This is a genomic window from Staphylococcus sp. ZWU0021, from assembly GCF_000798895.1.
Classification (GTDB): domain Bacteria; phylum Bacillota; class Bacilli; order Staphylococcales; family Staphylococcaceae; genus Staphylococcus; species Staphylococcus saprophyticus.
In genome coordinates this window covers 98679-117318 of record NZ_JTLN01000005.1, presented here as the reverse complement: position 1 = coordinate 117318, position 18640 = coordinate 98679, and the positions used below count along the sequence as shown (strand labels likewise).

The following is an 18640-nucleotide window of genomic DNA, read 5'->3' as shown; positions in this document are numbered from 1 at the left end:
TAAATTTATGAGTATAGTAAAATAAATTGTTTATTCAATCAAACCAATGTTAAAATAGGGAATGGTTATATTGGCATAGAGCAAAGTGATCGTTCGTAGCTTCATAACTACTCGAACCAATTAAAATGGAAATTTAAATAAAGGAGTTATATTCATGTTAAATTTAGAGAATAAAACATTCGTCATTATGGGTATTGCGAACAAACGTAGTATCGGTTTTGGTGTAGCTAAAGTATTGGACCAACTTGGTGCAAAATTAGTATTTACATACCGTAAGGATCGCAGTAAAAATGAATTAGAAAAATTAGTTGAACAATTAAACCAATCAGAACATCATATGTATCAAATTGATGTTCAACAAGATGAAGATGTCATTAATGGTTTTGCTAAAATTGATGAAGATATCGGACATATTGATGGCGTATACCACTCAATTGCTTTTGCAAATATGGAAGATTTACGTGGTCGCTTTAGTGATACATCACGTGATGGTTTCTTATTAGCGCAAGATATTAGTTCTTATTCTTTAACACTTGTAGCGCGTGAAGCAAAAAAATTAATGCCTGAGGGTGGTAGCATTGTAGCTACAACATATCTAGGCGGAGAATTTGCAGTACAAAACTACAATGTGATGGGTGTTGCTAAAGCAAGTTTAGAAGCAAATGTACGTTATTTAGCTTTAGACTTAGGTGAAGATAACATTCGTGTTAATGCGATATCAGCTGGTCCTATCCGTACATTAAGTGCGAAAGGTGTTGGCGGCCTTAACACTATCTTAAAAGAGATTGCAGAACGTGCGCCTCTAAAACGTAACATTGATCAAGAAGAAGTAGGTAAGACAGCGGCATACTTGTTAAGTGATTTTTCAAGTGGTGTAACGGGTGAAAATATCCATGTAGATAGTGGTTACCATATCGTTAAATAAAGAAACACAAAATACGCATGACCATCGTTACAATTCAACGATGGTCATGCGTATTTTTATATAAATGAGACCGAGACATAGATTGTTGTCTCGGTCTCAAACTTTATTTTCAAAAAAGGAAGATGAGGTCATTTTATATAACCATGAGTTCATCTTCCCACTTATTTTTGAATGATTATTCTTTTACATCACTATTCGCTTTTTCCATAATCTTTTCTCGATAATGGAATACATTACGAACAATTGTTTTAATGACTGCATATAATGGAACGGCAACTAGGATGAGTACGAAACCACCTAAATTACCAGCAGCAAGAATAACAACAATAATCGTTAGTGGGTGAATATTTAAAGATTTACCCATAACGTTTGGTGTGATGACATTACCTTCTAATTGTTGAGCAATTAGTGTAATGATACATACCCAAATGAAAATTGTAGGACTTTGGATAATACCAATAATACCTGCTGGTGCAAATGCCATCCAAGGACCTAAGAACGGTATCATATTGGCAACACATGCAAACATAACAAGTAATAATGTGTAATTTAAACCTACAATAGAATAGCCTATATATAAAATGATACCTAAGATAATACTTACTGTCACTTGACCTTGAATATAAGATTTTAAAGTATCATTTAAATCTTTTAATAAATCAACAATAAATACTTTTCTTTCGCCTTTAAATAATTTAGCGATAAATGGAATAAAACGTTCGTGATCTTTTAACATATAGATTAAGAAGAATGGCACCATGATGAGTAAGAATAAAGTTGAAATAAATGAAGTCAAGTAACTTAATGAGTTAGATAAAACATTTGCAGTACTATCACTCATAGATTGAACCATTTTATTAATTCTATCTGTGACATCATTAGGTAGTCTTTCCATTTGGTCTAATGAAAAGTTAATGATGTGTTGAACTTCGTGCTGTAATGCTGGAATTTGATTAATTAAATTTTCAATTTGCTCGGCAATCAGTGGTCCAATATAACCAATGACAACACCAATGATGATAATTAAGCCAATGAAAATTAAAGTGATACTTCCCCAACGAGGGATTTTATTTTTTTCAAGTATTTTTTGAAAAGGTAAGCAAATATAGAATAAGAAGCCACTTAATAATAGTGGTAACAACACCGATTGTAAAATAATAATAAATGGCGTGAACACACTATGGACTTCCATTACTAATTTGATTAGTAAAAACAGGATTAATAGTGCAATACCTGTTCTAAACCAAACCTTATTTAGCATAGAACGGTTCCTCCTAAAATTCATTATTTAAGTACAATTCAGTATATCTTAAATGAAGACATAACAAAAGATGAAATTAAAATTATTGAAGCCAATAGAGTATATTGTGACAAATAAAGAAATCTAAAAACGATATACGCATGACGTCATATTAAATAGTGTAAAATTATTTTCCTTTGATATAAAGTCATTGTAAATATTTTATATTAATTATAACTTGAAATATATAAATTGTGAAAATGATTACTTATGAAATACGTTGCACGGAATATTTTATAAGTGTATAATGATAAAAAATATATCATTTTACATAATGGTACTACAAGGGGGATACATTATGTTAGAGGGGTTACTTACTTGGTTTTATGATATTGTTTGGAGCAAACCGTTAGTTTATGGGTTACTGATTACAGGTGTACTTTTTTCATTAATGATGCGCTTTTTCCAAGTTAGGCATTTTAAAGAGATGATCAGATTAATGTTTCAAGGGGAAAAATCACCCACGGGGATATCGAGTTTCCAAGCCATTGCACTGTCACTCGCTGGCCGTGTCGGTACTGGTAACATAGTGGGTGTATCAACTGCAATCTTTATTGGTGGACCAGGTGCTGTATTTTGGATGTGGGCAACGGCTTTCTTAGGGGCAAGTAGTGCATTTATAGAATCAACACTAGGTCAAATATATAAGCGAGAAGAAAAGGGACAATACCGTGGTGGACCAGCATTCTATATTGAATATGGGATTAAGGGCAAATTAGGAAAAGTCTATGGCTTAATTTTTGCTATTGTCACAGTCATTTCTGTAGGACTCCTATTACCAGGTGTTCAGTCTAATGCGATTGCCAGCTCTATGAAAAATGCATTTAGATTGGAACCATGGATTATTGCAATATTTTTAGCGGTGCTTTTAGCCTTAATTATTTTTGGAGGTATTAAATGGATAGCGAATGCAGCAACCGCTATTGTTCCATTTATGGCAATTGCATATATTATAATGGCTGTTATCATTATATTCTTGAATATTGAACAAGTTCCAGGATTGATTGCACTTATTTTCAAATCTGCTTTTGGTATGCAAGCGGCTTTTGGTGGTATCTTAGGTGCCATGATTGAAATCGGTGTTAAACGTGGATTGTATTCTAATGAGGCTGGACAAGGAACTGGACCACATGCAGCTTCAGCAGCAGAGGTGTCACACCCAGCTAAGCAAGGGTTAGTTCAAGCGTTTTCTGTCTATGTAGATACATTGTTTGTATGTTCGGCAACGGCTTTAATTATATTACTTTCAGGTACATATAATGTGACAGATGGAGGGACAACCTCAAGTGGTAAACCAAGTATGATTAAAGATAATGGCATTTTTGTAGAAATGTCAAATGGTGATAAAGATTATTCGGGTACAGCGATGTATGCACAAGCTGGTATTGATAAGGCCCTTCAAGGTGGTAGTTATCATTTTGATCCTGCATTTTCAGGCATTGGCTCATACTTTATTGCATTTGCGTTATTCTTCTTTGCATTTACAACGATATTAGCGTATTACTATATTGCAGAAACCAATATTACTTATTTGACTCGGAAGGGAACAGGAAGGACAACATTCTTCTGGATTAATGTCACGAGAGTCGTATTAATTGCTGCCACAGTATATGGTGCAGTGAAGACGGCGGATATCGCTTGGATGATGGGTGATTTGGGAGTTGGTATGATGGCTTGGTTGAATATCATAGCTATTTGGATATTGCACAAACCAGCTATTCAAGCATTGAAAGATTATGAATTACAGAAAAAACAACTAGGTTCTGGTAAAAAAGCAATTTACAAACCAGACCCCAAAAAAGTACCAAATGCCGTCTTTTGGCTAAAAGACTATCCACAACGGTTGGCCAAACAAAAAATAGATGAGTCATAGAGGTATTTACACCATAAATAATAAGATTTCAACATTTTAAAATAATGCGTCTCTTGGTACAATGTCATTAAGACTACGAGGGGGCGCATTATTTATGTATGATTTTAAAACGGGATGTATCACTAAAATTAATTTTCCTAGTAAAATATTAGATAGAGATGTCACACTATCTATTTATTTACCAAAAGATTTTACCGAATTATTTAAATATAAAATCATATTTTGTTTTGATGGTGCTGATTTTTTCAGTTTTGGTAGAATTCATCGAACTTATGAGCAGTTACGAGAGGCCAATGAGGTAGAAAGAGCTATATTTGTTGGATTTCACTATGAAGATGTTGATAAACGGCGCGCAGAATTTCATCCACAGGGTGCACGTACACATTTAACTGTAAAAGCAATGGCCAATGAAATATTGCCATATATTGATCAAACATTTCCTACATTTAAAGTAGGTAACGCACGCATTTTATTAGGTGATAGTTTAGCGGGTAGTGCTGCGTTAATTACGGCGTTATCTTATCCGCGTATCTTCAGTCAAGTTGGTTTATTAAGTCCACAACATGATGAAGCGATTGAAATGTTAATTGAACGTTGTCAGTTTAAAGAACAATTATCCATTTGGCATGCTGTAGGATTAGAGGAAGAAGACTTTAAATTGCCAACAACAGGCAAATCTGCAGACTTTTTAACACCTAATCGAAAATTAAATCAAGTCATTGAAAAAAATGATTTCACATACCATTATTTAGAATTTGAAGGTGGCCATATGTGGAAGTCATGGAAACCATTATTAGGAGATCTGTTAAAATATTTTTTATCAGATAATATTTCTTTTTAATAATCTGAACTAAGATGACTTTAGAGTAACGAATTTTTCAGAAATTTGCTATAATGAAAATATGTTAAACAAAGGAGGAATTTAAATGATTTTAGGATTAGCATTAATTCCGTCAAAAGCATTTCAAGATGAAGTGAACGCATATCGTAAGCGTTATGATGCACATTATGCGACAATTATGCCGCACATTACGATTAAGGGGCAATTTAAAATAAACGATGGTGATTTAGAATCTGTTAAAGAGACAATTAAATCTAAAATCGAAGGCATTCCAACGATTGATATACATGCGACAAAAGCATCAAATTTTGCGCCAATCACTAATGTTATTTATTTTAAAGTTGAAAAAACTGAAACTTTAGAAAGACTATTTAATCAATTTAACAATGGTGATTTTTATGGTGTAGCAGATCATACATTCGTGCCTCACTTTACTATTGCTCAAGGCTTGACTAGTCAAGAATTTGAAGATATTTATGGTCAATTAAAGTTAGCGGGAATTGATTACAAAGAAACAATTGAGCAACTTTCTCTAGTTTATTATGATGAAAAAGAAGAAAAATGGAAAGTACTTGAGAACTATAACTTAGCTTAAGATTAAACTATAAAATATGAGTCATAACATACGATAAAAACTTGGAATGAATAAAAGCGCCACTCGCAATACTAGAAATAAATTTTCTAATATGCGAGTGGCGCTTTTTTATATTATTTAGTTAAGAAGTTTTAGTTTTATTGTTCACTTTTACAAAATAAATACCATAAAAGATGGCTAAGAATAAGAATACAAGTGCTGAGAAATAAAAAGTATTGTTAACTGATTTGGTGAATTCAGTAATGAGTCCACCTACAAGGGGACCGATCATTGAACCGAAACCTTGTACACTATTGAATACCCCCCAAGTTTCTTCTTGTTCATCTGAATGGATATGACTTGCCATAAACGTATTCCACGCTGGCAGTAAAATACCGTACATAAGACCTATAAATACTGCTAGCACCCAAACGATTGTAATATTTGTAATAAGTGAAAGTGCAAATATCATCAGCGTGTATAAGACAAAGCCACCAAAAATAACCCAGTACATAAATAAGGTGCCATGTTTATCTATTATTTTAGATAAGAAGAGCATTGAAATAGCACAACCGATCCCGCCGAACACAATTGCCATAGTATATTCTAATGTGGAGACACCAACAACTTTAGTAGCGTATGTAGGTAATATGGGTACCAATGCAGTGATTGAAGCACCTTGTAATAATATACCAGGGAATAATATCATGTGACGTTTAGTCACATCGACTATTTGCCCTAATTGTTGTTTGACTGGGCGTGTATTGTAATTCGTCAATCTTACTTTCACGAAGTAGTATAATATCCAAGCGATTAATACAACGAGTGACATTAAAAATGCAAATTGAGTTGGATGGAATTTAAAAATGACATTCATACCAACCATACCGACTAGCAGGCCTAACAGCCAAGAGAAATATACATATCCCATTTGCTTACCACGATTATTCTCATCTACACTTGCTAACATAATCACCCAAATTGGACTCACAGCGATACCAAGTAAAATGGCACTGGCTATTAAAACAAAGGGCGATGTAGGGAACCAAATGACTAAAAATAAACTTGCAAAGGCAAGTAAGAAACCTAGTGTTAGCACTAATTTAGTACCTAAACGCTTAAGTAAAAAGCCAATCACAAAATTGGTAGTTGCATCAGCAATAAAATGTATAGAAATAGCGATAGATGTAATACCTACCGCGATAGATGTTGCTGTTGGAAGTAGCGCTAAATAACTGAGTATGTACATACCGCGAGCGAATTCCATCAAGAATAAGATGATGAGCATGATTATGAAATTTTTATTTGAGTTGTAATTATTTAACGAAGAGCTTTGCATATAAAGGAACCTTTCCATATACTTCTTCATAATGAGATGAATGATTAAGTAAGTTTAATAAATCTTTACATAATTTATAAGTTGAATATGGAATTCTTGACGCGTCCATAGATTCTGACATCGAAGCTAATTTGGTCGGTGCATTCGTTAGAGCAGCGACTTGCTCAATAGCAGCTTCAGGTGTATTAGCAATACGACCATAGCCTTTTTCTTCAAAGTAAACTGCATTCTCAAGTTCTTGACCTGGCGCAGGATCTAAGAAAATCATAGGGATTTGTCGCGTTAATGCTTCTGAGATCGTGATGCCACCTGGTTTAGTAATCATCAACTGACTCGAAGCCATCCATTCATTCATATGTTTGGTATAACCTAAAATCAAGACGTTGTTAAAATCTTTAAATTGCGATGTTAATGAACGTTTTAAATCTTTATTTTTACCACATATCATGACAACTTGTGCATGCGGACTGCGATTTAAAATTTCTTGAATCATTTGACCAAAACCTTTAGAAACACCAAAAGCACCCGCAGACATTAGAATTGTCGGTTTGTCAGGGTCTAAGTGATTTTGACTTAGCCATGCTGTTTTATCAATGTCTGTTTCGAATTTATCAGATATAGGAATACCTGTAACCTTCAATTTATCTTTAGGAATGCCAATACTTGCAAACTCATCTTTCAGTTCCTCTGTAGCAAGATAGTATCGTTGAGAGAAAGGTGTAATCCAATTCTTTTGCATACGATAGTCAGTCATGACAGTAGCGATTGGTATATTCATATCAAATTGCTCAGTTAATACAGACATGACTGGTGTAGGGAATGTGAGTAAGATAAGGTCTGGCTTTTCTTTCAAAAGTAAATTCATTAATTTATTTAATCCGTAATATTTATAGAAACATTTATCTAATTGATCTGGTTGGCTATAATAAAAAGCTTTATACATATTTCTAAAGTATTTAAAGCTGTTAATGTACCATTTTTTACAAATAGAAGTGAGGATAGGGTGTGCTTCTAAAAATAAATCGTGTTCGATAACTGTTAAATTGTCTAGATTCATTTCTTTGAATTGGTTCACTACACTCTGAGTAACTTGTAAATGCCCATTACCAAAAGATCCAGTAATTATCAGTATTTTTTTATTTTGAGTAACCATTAAAAGCCACCCTCCAATAGATTATATTTAGCTCATGTTAAGTTTAACGTATTTTTTTAACGTGTGAAAGAAAAAACACAATTAATAATGATTATATCATTTTACAATCAGATAAGAAATGCTACATACTGTATTGGAAATTAATACATATTAAAATAAGATTGTTGTATATCTATACCATACCACTATTAATCTAGAAGTAAGCTTGCAAAATGGTAATTTAAGCAAATATATAGAAAATATTAACAATTATATAACATGGGGTTAATATTTAACAGATTTTAAATGTATAAAATAGCTATATACAATAGGAAGAAATTATTAGCATCTCATCTTTAGATTCTATAAAATAAGTTGAAAATGTGTATAATAGAACTATTGGAAATAAAGGAGCGATAAATGTTGGATGCAAATGTGTTGTTTGAAAAAATAAGAGTGAAACAAGTTATCGGCACACTAGAAAAAAATATAACAGATATAACGACCGATTCTCGTACGGCACAACATGGCAGTGTGTTTGTTGCCTCAAAAGGTTATACAGTGGATAGTCATAAATTCTGCCAAGATGTCGTTAATCAAGGATGCCAAGTGATTATCGTTAGCCATCAGCAAGAAATAACAGGCGATGTAACTCAAGTTATCGTACCTGATACTTTGCGTGTGGCTAGTTTATTGGCAAATACATTGTACAATTACCCTAGTAAACAATTGATAACTTATGGTGTAACTGGAACAAATGGTAAAACGTCAATTGCAACAATGATACACCACATATATAGAAAGTTAGGTAAAGGAAGTGCTTATTTAGGTACGAACGGCTTTCAAATTAATGAGGATAAATCAAAAGGTGCTAATACGACGCCTGAAACAGTCTCACTGACTAAAAAAATAAATGAAGCAGTAGAAAAAAATGCAGAAGCTATGACTTTGGAAGTGTCAAGTCATGGATTATCATTAGGTAGATTACGAGGCGTTGATTTTGACGTAGCAATCTTTTCAAACTTAACACAAGATCATTTGGACTTTCATGGTACTATGGAAGCCTATGGACATGCCAAATCATTATTATTTAGTCAATTAGGAGAAGACTTATCACAAGAAAAGTTTGTAGTATTGAATAAGGATGACGCTTTTTCAGAATATCTTGCCTCTGTTACACCATTTGAAGTATTTACATATGGAGTGACAAATGACGCACAATTTACAGCACATCATATCAATGAATCATTACAAGGTGTGCAGTTTACCTTTAAAACCCCTGAAGGTGAGTTTCAAGTGAAATCACCTTACGTTGGTTTATTCAATGTCTCTAATATTATGGCAGCAATGATTGCTGTGTGGAGTAAAGGTATTGCGTTAAATGATATCGTTGATGCGGTAGAAAATCTAGAACCAGTTGAAGGACGATTGGAAGTACTTGATCTGTCATTACCTATAGATTTGATTATAGATTATGCACACACGGCTGATGGTATGGATAAACTGATAGATGCGGTTAAACCATTTGCTAAACAAAAATTGATATTCTTATGTGGTATGGCTGGAGAACGAGATTTAACGAAGACGCCAGAAATGGGCCGGGTCGCTTGTCGTGCAGACTATGTTATTTTTACACCTGATAATCCAGCTAATGATGCCCCTAAGACACTAACTCAAGAATTAGCAAAAGGTGCTACACATGATAATTATATTGAATTTGAAGACAGAGCTGAAGGTATTCGTCATGCAATCAATATAGCGGAACCAGGAGATACTGTCGTTTTAGCTTCTAAAGGGCGTGAGCCTTATCAAATTATGCCTGGACATGTCAAAGTGCCACATCGCGATGATTTAATTGGTCTTGAAGCGGCTTATGATAAATTCGGTGGTGGTCCACTTGAAGATTAAAAATTTACATTTTAATGAAATAGCTGGTCATGTGTATATTTATGAAAACAAAGTGAATCAATGTATGTTAATCGCAATTCCTGATATGCATTGGTCATTAGAAATCGATTCATCTTTAAATGAAGATGATATGAACGAGGAACTTGTGATACACTTGTTTACGTTACTTGATGAGTCAACAGCTTCACAAATTGCTGATGACATCGTTAAATGGATATTTGAAAGTTAAAGGAGAGTATAAATGAGTATAAAGGAAGAAGTAGAATCAAGAAAAACCTTTGCGATTATATCTCACCCAGATGCTGGTAAGACTACATTAACAGAAAAGTTATTACTATTCGGTGGTGCGATAAGAGAAGCAGGTACGGTTAAAGGTAAAAAAAGTGGCAAATTTGCGACGAGTGACTGGATGAAAGTTGAGCAGGAGAGAGGGATTTCTGTTACAAGTTCAGTGATGCAATTTGATTATGACCACTATAAAATCAACATTTTAGATACGCCAGGACATGAAGACTTCTCAGAGGACACATATAGAACACTGATGGCAGTTGATAGTGCTGTAATGGTGATTGACTGTGCTAAAGGTATCGAACCTCAAACATTGAAACTATTCAAAGTATGTAAAATGAGAGGTATACCTATTTTCACATTTATTAACAAATTAGATAGAGTCGGTAAAGAACCTTTTGAATTATTAGATGAAATAGAATCTACATTAGAAATCGAAACATACCCAATGAATTGGCCAGTAGGTATGGGGCAAAATTTCTTTGGTATTATCGATCGTGAATCTCACACAATAGAGCCTTTTAGAGATGAAGAAAATGTACTGCATTTAAATGATGATTATGAGTTGGAAGAAGACCATGCAATGAAAAACGATAGTGCATTTACTCAAGCAATCGAAGAGTTAATGCTTGTCGAAGAAGCGGGCGAAACGTTTGATAATGAAGCATTATTAAGCGGTGACTTGACACCTGTATTTTTCGGGTCTGCACTAGCGAATTTTGGTGTTCAAAATTTCTTGAATGCTTATGTTGATCATGCGCCAATGCCGAATGCTCGTCAAACTAATGAAGATATAGAAGTTAGTCCATTTGATCTTGATTTTTCAGGATTTATCTTTAAAATTCAAGCTAATATGGATCCTAAACATAGAGATAGAATTGCATTTATGCGAGTTGTAAGTGGTGCTTTTGAACGTGGTATGGATGTAACCCTTCAACGTACACATAAAAAACAAAAGATAACACGTTCAACTTCGTTTATGGCAGATGATAAAGAAACCGTTAATCATGCTGTTGCGGGCGATATTATTGGACTTTATGACACAGGGAATTACCAAATTGGTGATACGCTCGTAGGTGGTAATCAGAAATTCAGTTTCCAAGAACTACCGCAATTTACACCGGAATTGTTTATGAAAGTTTCTGCAAAAAATGTTATGAAGCAAAAACATTTTCATAAAGGTATTGAACAGCTTGTTCAAGAAGGTGCTATTCAATATTATAAAGCATTGCATACAAATCAAATTATCATTGGTGCAGTTGGACAATTACAATTTGAAGTATTCGAACATCGTTTGAAAAATGAATATAATGTTGACGTAGTGATGGAACCGGTTGGTCAGAAAATTGCACGTTGGATTGAAAACGAAGAAGACATAAAAGATAAAATGAGTACATCACGTTCAATCTTAGTAAAAGATATATACGATAACTATGTATTCTTGTTTGAAAATGAATTTGCTACAAGATGGTTTGAAGAGAAGTTCCCAGAAATTAAATTATATGGATTGTTATAAATTTTATTTTTGTGTATAATAACTATATTAATAGAATACCTATGACTCAGTTGTCAGAGGGGAGTAACTTAACTTTAGTTGGAAATATATGAGTTTCGCATACAATCGTTTATATATGGAAAGTAATGCAACTTATTTATCTTTTAACTTAGTCATTTTATCGTCATTACGAAGTATCAAACTTCCGGTAAAGTGGGCAGAATAAAACTGTCGAGTGAGACCTTTGCTAATAGTGAATATGGATTGCCAGTTGGTTCTTAACATCATTATAGATGATGAAGACAAGTGCAAGTTACGTAAACACTAGCTTAGCTTAGGTCTCTATTTTTATGCTTAAAAAATTAAAGGAGTTGTCCTATATGGATCCAAGTTTGATTTTACCTTATCTGTGGGTACTATTAGTGCTCGTATTTTTAGAAGGTTTACTCGCTGCAGATAATGCAGTTGTAATGGCTGTTATGGTGAAACATTTACCACCAGAGCAACGTAAAAAAGCACTGTTTTATGGTTTGCTTGGTGCATTTGTATTTCGTTTTATTTCTTTATTCTTAATCAGTATCATAGCGCATTTCTGGTGGATACAAGCACTAGGTGCGATATATCTACTTTATATGTCAATACGGAACTTGATAACCTTCTTTAAAGAGAAAGATCAGCAAGAGCATGATGGTACCGACGATCATCATTTTGATGATGATGGAGAAGAAATTCATGCCAGTGCTAAATCATTCTGGGGTACAGTATTGAAAGTTGAATTTGCAGATATTGCTTTTGCAATAGACTCAATGCTTGCAGCACTTGCAATAGCAGTTACGTTACCAGCGGTTGGTATACACTTTGGTGGTATGGACTTAGGTCAATTTGCTGTGATGTTCTTAGGTGGTATGATAGGTGTTATCATTATGCGTTTTGCAGCAACATGGTTTGTCAACTTATTAAACAAATATCCAGGTTTAGAAGGCGCGGCATTTGCCATTGTTGGTTGGGTTGGTATTAAACTTGTTGTTATGGTGTTAGCGCACCCAGACATTTTAATTTTACCTGAACACTTCCCACACAGTATTTTATGGCAATCTATCTTCTGGACAGTTATGATATTATTAGTTCTAATTGGTTGGTTGACGTCAGTTCGTCAAAATAAAAAAGAAGAGAAAAAATAATCATTTATTATTAGACTGGAAAGCCATTGTGCTTTTCAGTTTTTTGTTTGCAGAAAATAGTTTATTTTAAATAATGATTGTTTAAGTAAATTTAAAAATATCTGCTTAAATTATTTAAAGAGAAAATGAGATAAAGTTAGAAATTTGTATAAAAAGAGCTTATAATCAAAGCTAAGGTATAAATGATAAAATATTTGAAAATATAATAGCTAAATAGTAAATTTGGCGATTTCTGCAATACATTTACACACTCAATCAAAATAGAATTCAGTATGAATATTTGTGTGTACTAGTAAAATAAATCGGAAAAATCCTTAATGATATGTCATAATGGATAGTATAGAAAAGATGTAGTTTAGGGGGCGTTTTTGTGGCGAATGATAAAAAACATGTGATCCCAAGAGAGAAATATGGTCGTAAAAGACGAGAATATTTTCACAATGAAGAACGGGAACAACGTGTCCAAATGGAACGTAAAGCTAGAAAACAACGGGCTGAAAAAGCGGAAAAATTAGCAAAGAATAACGAAGAACGTGTTAAAGAAAATTTAAGAAAAGCACGCATAGAAAAACTAACACAAGAAGAAATTCAGCAGCAACAAGCAATGGCTACGAAACGAAATAGCAGTAATTCAGAAAGTGAATTTGAACCATCTGAAGATAACGCTCTGAATCATGTATCTAAGCAACAACCAGAAGAAGTTTCGCCTACATCGGATATAGCCAAAGATGATGTTGAAGTGGCATCAACGACAAATGAAACAAATGGTTATTTAAAAACCAACGAAATATCAAATGATTCAGATATAGATGTAAATGCGTCTACTAACAAAGACCGTTTACATGATGATTATTTTTATTCTGAAGAAGCGCAACAGTCAAGGGTTAATCAGTATATTGAAGAAGATAACTCAGATAAGGTTCATAACAATATTGCCAGAAATCATAAGTCTGGACAGACAGATGATAAATCTGACCAACACAGACATAGTGACCAACCAACTTTAATAGATAAAGTTAAGTATTTCTTCAAAGAACACTGGGCGAAAGTACTAATTGTATTGGCAGTTATTTTGTTAATTATCTTAATTAATGCCATCTTTAATAATGTAGATCATAATGGAAACACGAAGGATAATATATTCCAAAGCAGCGATAATGCTAATAAAGAAAAAACATATACAGATACAATGAAAAGTGCGAATAGTGCCATTCATTCCATCGTAACAGTCGAAAATGATACAAGTAATAATAGTTCATCTGCGGAGAAAGAGACACAAGAAGCAGGAAAAGAAAATGAATTAGGATCAGGTGTCGTCTACAAAAAAGTGGGCGACTCTATTTTTATCATGACGAATGCGCATGTTGTAGGTGATAAAAAGGAACAAAAAATTACATACGGTAATAATGATACATCTATTGGTAAGGTCATTGGAACGGACAAATTTTCTGATATTGCAGTAGTTAAAACCAAAATAAAATCAGGTAGTGATGTTAAATCAATTAAAATGGGTGATTCCAGTACATTAGTCCTCGGTGAGCCTATTATTGTCGTAGGGAACCCACTAGGTGTTGACTTTAAAGGTAGTGTTTCAGAAGGTATTGTGTCTGGATTAAATCGTCATGTGCCAGTTGATATCGATAAGGATAATCAATATGATGTGCTCATGAGCGCTTTTCAAATGGATGCACCTGTTAATCCTGGTAATTCAGGTGGTGGTGTTATTGATAAAAATGGTAAATTGATTGGTATAGCTTCTTTAAAAATTGATATGGATCATGTTGAAGGAATTGCATTTGCAATCCCAGTCAATGACGCTGAATCTATTGCCAAACAACTTGAAGCAAAAGGTGAAGTTAAATATCCTAATACTGGCATAAAAATCGCGAATGTTAAAGATATGGATGAAGCTACGCATCAATCCCTTAACTTACCTGAAGAGGTTAATAAAGGTGTTGTCATTGGAGATGTAAAAGACAATAGTTTAGGTGAAAAATCTGGGTTGCAAAAAAATGATGTAATAGTAGAATTAGATGGTAAAGAAGTTGAAGATAATCTAAGATATAGACAGATTATTTTTAGTCATAAAGATGATTTAGATACATTGCCAGCAAAAATATATAGAGATGGTAAAGAGCAAGATATCAAGATTAAATTGAAGTAGCGTTGAGGTGAGTACGCGTTGTCCATTTTCAATCAATTATTTAAAAAATCAAGTCCTCAACAAGGTATTGTGATGTATTATATAGTCGCGATTATCGTGGCATTCTTACTGTTGAACTTACCTTATGTTCATAAAGCAGGTGTCTCTGTAGACCCAATCGATTCATTGTTTGTTGCTGTTTCAGGTGTGAGTGTTACAGGGTTATCACCAGTTAATATTGTAGAAACATATACGACGTTTGGACAAATTATCATCATGATCATCCTAAACATTGGCGGTATTGGTGTAATGGCAATTGGAACAATGTTGTGGGTAGTACTTGGTAAACATATTGGTATGCGTGAAAGACAGTTAATTATGTTGGATAATAATAAAGATACAATGAGTGGTACAGTTAAATTAATTCTCGATATCGTGCGTACCATTTTAATAATCGAAGTGGTTGGTGCAGCATTATTAACGTTCTATTTTTATCGAGATAACCCTGATTTGCAGTATGCTATCATGCAAGGGTTCTTTGTTGCAGTATCGGCAACGACGAATGGTGGTTTAGATATTACCGGTCAATCCTTGATTCCATATGCTAATGATTATTTTGTGCAAACCATTGTAATGTTTTTAATTATATTAGGTTCGATTGGCTTTCCTGTGTTAATTGAAGTGAAGGCATATATTAAAAATAGAATCCCTAATTTTAGATTTTCATTATTTGCTAAAATAACAACAGTAACGTATTTAGTACTATTTGTATTTGGTGTCATTATCATTTTACTATTTGAATATAACCATGCATTCCAAAATATGTCTTGGCACAAATCGTTATTCTATGCTTTGTTCCAATCTGCAACGACGAGAAGTGCTGGATTACAGACAATTGATGTAAGTCATTTTGGTGAAGGTACGAACGTGATTATGAGCATCTTGATGTTTATTGGGTCATCACCAAGCTCGGTCGGTGGTGGTATTAGAACAACAACATTTGCAATTTTAATCTTATTTTTATTGAACTTTAATAATAATAGCGAGAAATTGTCAATTAAAGCATTTAATCGTGAGATACATACAACAGATGTTCAACGATCATTTGCAGTGTTCACAATGGCAGGTATTTTAACTTTTGCAGCGACGATTTTTATATTAGTTGTTGAGAATGGTAAAATTTCATTTCTTCAAGGCTTTTTTGAGGTGATGTCTGCGTTCGGAACGTGTGGGTTATCATTAGGTGTCACTGGCGATTTTAATGATATGTCGAAAGTTACACTTATGATATTAATGTTTATCGGACGTGTAGGTTTAATTAGCTTTATTATAATGATTGGTGGACGTAGAGAACCAGATAAATTCCATTATCCAAAAGAACGTGTGCAAATTGGATAATGTGATGAGCATAGAATCCTAAAAAAACACTTAGTTGAACGACAAATCCAATTAAGTGTTTTTTAATTATCTATTTTTAATATAGTTATAAATAATGAAGATAAGATATTAGTATCGACGTAATTTAAAAACATGTTAAACTGTGATTAACGAGGAGAGAGGCATATGAAAAAAAGTGAAAAGATTGCAATTGATGTTATTGCTACTTCAGATATGCATAGTTATTTTCTAAATGGAGATAATGGTTCTAATATCTATCGAGCTGGTACGTATGTTAAATCGAAAAGAGAAGAAAATGAACATGTCATTTTACTAGATAGTGGCGGGAGTTTAGCGGGTTCTCTGGCTGCGTTTTACTACGCTGTGGTAGCGCCATATAAACGCCATCCAATGATAAAATTAATGAACGCCATGCAATATGATGCAAGTGGCATTAGTCCTAATGAATTCAAATTTGGATTATCCTTCTTTTCTAGAGCAGTTTCATTATCGAGATTTCCATGGCTTTCTGCCAATATTGAATATAAGAAAACACGTGAGCCTTATTTTTCAACGCCTTATACAATTAAAGAAATAGAAGGTGTTAAAATTGCAATCGTTGGATTAACTTCGGACGGTTTAATGGAGAGAGAGCATTTTGAAATGGAGAATGATGTACAAATTGAAAAAACCTTGCTGTCTTCTAAGCGATGGATTCGATTTATTCACGAAACAGAGATGCCAGAATTTCTAATTGTCATTTATCATGGGGGATTAGATCAGCTTAATAAGTCATCAAATGAACGTGAGCAAAATGTGAATGAAGCAGAAAAACTAATGCAAACCTTAGGTGTCATCGATTTGCTTATTACTGGTCATCAGCATCAAACATTTATTGGAAAAGATGAAAAAACTTTATATGTTCAAGCTGGCCAAAATGCAGAACAGTTAATCCACGTGAAAATCAATTTTAAAAAGCGAACGAATTCATTCGAATTAGAAAATGTAGAATCAAAAATCGTTGATTTAAATGAATATAAAGAAGATGAAGCGTTATTAGATTTAACTTATTATGATCGAAAAACAGTTGAACATTGGGGAAAAGAAATTTTAACAAATAAAGATATAGATGCACATATTGATGGGTTAGATGACGTGATTACCAAGCCCCATGCATTTACCCAACTATTACATGATAGTATACGTCGCAAATTTGATTATGATATTTCCTGTGTCCATTTGCCTACAAGCGGCGAAACTGGATTATCTGGACAAATTACTAATGAGGCATTATATAATGCATATCCTCATCCAGATGTACCAATTGATTTAACTTTGAAAGGTCAACAAATAAAAGAAATTTTAGAATATTGTTATGCACATATTGAATTTAGTGGAGGTTCGTTAAGCTTAACTATTGTGGATGAAACACTCTGTACATTTTGGCAAGGTGTGGACTATACAATTGATATGAATGCATTGCCATTTGAAAGAGTTCAATTAAATAATATAACATTAGATCATATGTATCGCGTAAGTATGACAGATTATTGCTACAGAAATTATAAACAATATTTAGAGCAAGCAGTTATTCATGAAACAGGTGAAATTACGATGGTTGAATTGATTTCACGAAATTTGAAAGATGACCAATATAAAATAAAACAAAAACAGACATTTGAAGTTTTAATATAAGCAGGTCTAGTATATAAGTAACTTTGACTAAAAATAAACGTCAATTTCTATTGAGATAATATAGAAATTGACGTTTTCTTTACTTTTTGCAAAATTATACGAAAGTATCTTTATTTAGAATATTAAATTAAAGATTATATGATGTTGTAACATCCTGACTCTCGGGCGCATTGTATAAATATCGTTTTGTATCGCTAACTTTCAATAGCTTGAATGAATCTCCAAAAGTGCAAAATGTTAATAACGAAAGGGGAGTGGGACAGAAATCAAATTTTTAAATAGAGATTTCGTAGTCCCACGTATGCAATCAAGGCAAGGATGACTAGGATTGAAATGTTTATCTGAGCTAAAGCCCATGCATAAGTCTCCTAGAATTTTATGCAGAATACATAAGCTTTGGCTTATGCATAAGAACTACTGATTTTCATAAATTGAAAAAGTAGTTCTTTAAATCAGTGAGACTTTACATTTTCAATTCAGTCATCTGCTGCCTAAATGAAAAAGAGTCTGAGACAACTATTTATGTCTCAGACTCCTTTTCATTTGAGAAGGGTATTGAAGTCCCAACG

14 protein-coding genes are annotated in these 18640 nt (G+C 33.4%); 11 read left to right on the top strand and 3 right to left on the bottom strand.

The window, feature by feature from the left end:
• Nucleotides 1–154: 154 nt before the first annotated feature.
• The gene (fabI, locus tag L987_RS01185; protein WP_011303478.1) at nt 155–925 is read left to right on the top strand and encodes an enoyl-ACP reductase FabI; all 771 of its coding nucleotides are present in this window, start codon (nt 155–157) and stop codon (nt 923–925) included.
• A 175-nt stretch (nt 926–1100) separates the two neighbouring features.
• Here the strand turns inward: fabI and cozEa are convergent, their stop codons facing one another.
• Nucleotides 1101–2186: a lipoteichoic acid biosynthesis protein CozEa gene (gene cozEa / locus L987_RS01180; RefSeq protein ID WP_011303477.1), complete on the bottom strand. Its 1086-nt coding sequence runs from the start codon at nt 2184–2186 to the stop codon at nt 1101–1103.
• 337 nt (nt 2187–2523) lie between these two features.
• Between cozEa and L987_RS01175 the strand changes: the two genes are divergently transcribed.
• The 3 genes from L987_RS01175 (at nt 2524) to L987_RS01165 (ending at nt 5534) form a co-directional block, all read left to right on the top strand.
• The gene (locus L987_RS01175; protein ID WP_011303476.1) at nt 2524–4098 is read left to right on the top strand and encodes an alanine/glycine:cation symporter family protein; all 1575 of its coding nucleotides are present in this window, start codon (nt 2524–2526) and stop codon (nt 4096–4098) included.
• Between the two features lie 94 nt (nt 4099–4192).
• Nucleotides 4193–4939, top strand: a complete 747-nt coding sequence (locus L987_RS01170) for an esterase family protein (RefSeq protein ID WP_047502503.1) — start codon at nt 4193–4195, stop codon at nt 4937–4939.
• Between the two features lie 85 nt (nt 4940–5024).
• Nucleotides 5025–5534: a YjcG family protein gene (locus L987_RS01165; protein ID WP_002483746.1), complete on the top strand. Its 510-nt coding sequence runs from the start codon at nt 5025–5027 to the stop codon at nt 5532–5534.
• Between the two features lie 121 nt (nt 5535–5655).
• On the opposite strand, the gene ltaA is transcribed toward L987_RS01165, so the two are convergent.
• Both ltaA and L987_RS01155 read right to left on the bottom strand, forming a co-directional pair.
• Nucleotides 5656–6852 carry a lipoteichoic acid biosynthesis MFS flippase LtaA gene (ltaA, locus tag L987_RS01160; protein WP_011303474.1) on the bottom strand — a complete coding sequence of 399 codons (1197 nt, stop codon included), beginning with the start codon at nt 6850–6852 and terminating at the stop codon, nt 5656–5658.
• Nucleotides 6830–8005 carry a diglucosyl diacylglycerol synthase gene (locus L987_RS01155; protein WP_011303473.1) on the bottom strand — a complete coding sequence of 392 codons (1176 nt, stop codon included), beginning with the start codon at nt 8003–8005 and terminating at the stop codon, nt 6830–6832. The genes ltaA and L987_RS01155 overlap by 23 nt, the downstream gene beginning before the upstream one ends.
• Nucleotides 8006–8407: 402 nt before the next feature.
• Here L987_RS01155 and L987_RS01150 point away from each other — a divergent pair, with 402 nt between their 5' ends.
• The 7 genes from L987_RS01150 (at nt 8408) to L987_RS01120 (ending at nt 18071) form a co-directional block, all read left to right on the top strand.
• Nucleotides 8408–9892 (top strand): UDP-N-acetylmuramoyl-L-alanyl-D-glutamate--L-lysine ligase, encoded by a 1485-nt coding sequence (locus L987_RS01150; RefSeq protein ID WP_047502898.1) that lies wholly within the window; start codon nt 8408–8410, stop codon nt 9890–9892.
• A complete protein-coding gene (locus L987_RS01145) occupies nt 9882–10121 on the top strand; it encodes a YueH family protein (protein ID WP_011303471.1) in 240 nt (79 codons plus the stop codon). The genes L987_RS01150 and L987_RS01145 overlap by 11 nt, the downstream gene beginning before the upstream one ends.
• A gap of 12 nt (nt 10122–10133) precedes the next feature.
• On the top strand, nt 10134–11696 hold the full coding sequence (locus L987_RS01140; RefSeq protein WP_002483741.1) for a peptide chain release factor 3: 1563 nt from the start codon (nt 10134–10136) through the stop codon (nt 11694–11696).
• A 359-nt stretch (nt 11697–12055) separates the two neighbouring features.
• Complete coding sequence (locus L987_RS01135; RefSeq protein WP_047502499.1) at nt 12056–12856, top strand: TerC family protein; 801 nt, start codon at nt 12056–12058, stop codon at nt 12854–12856.
• A gap of 370 nt (nt 12857–13226) precedes the next feature.
• Entirely contained in the window at nt 13227–15020 is a 1794-nt protein-coding gene (locus L987_RS01130) for a trypsin-like peptidase domain-containing protein (protein WP_047502496.1), read from the top strand.
• Between the two features lie 18 nt (nt 15021–15038).
• Entirely contained in the window at nt 15039–16397 is a 1359-nt protein-coding gene (locus L987_RS01125; protein ID WP_011303468.1) for a TrkH family potassium uptake protein, read from the top strand.
• 165 nt (nt 16398–16562) lie between these two features.
• Complete coding sequence (locus L987_RS01120) at nt 16563–18071, top strand: bifunctional metallophosphatase/5'-nucleotidase (RefSeq protein ID WP_011303467.1); 1509 nt, start codon at nt 16563–16565, stop codon at nt 18069–18071.
• Nucleotides 18072–18640: the final 569 nt, after the last annotated feature.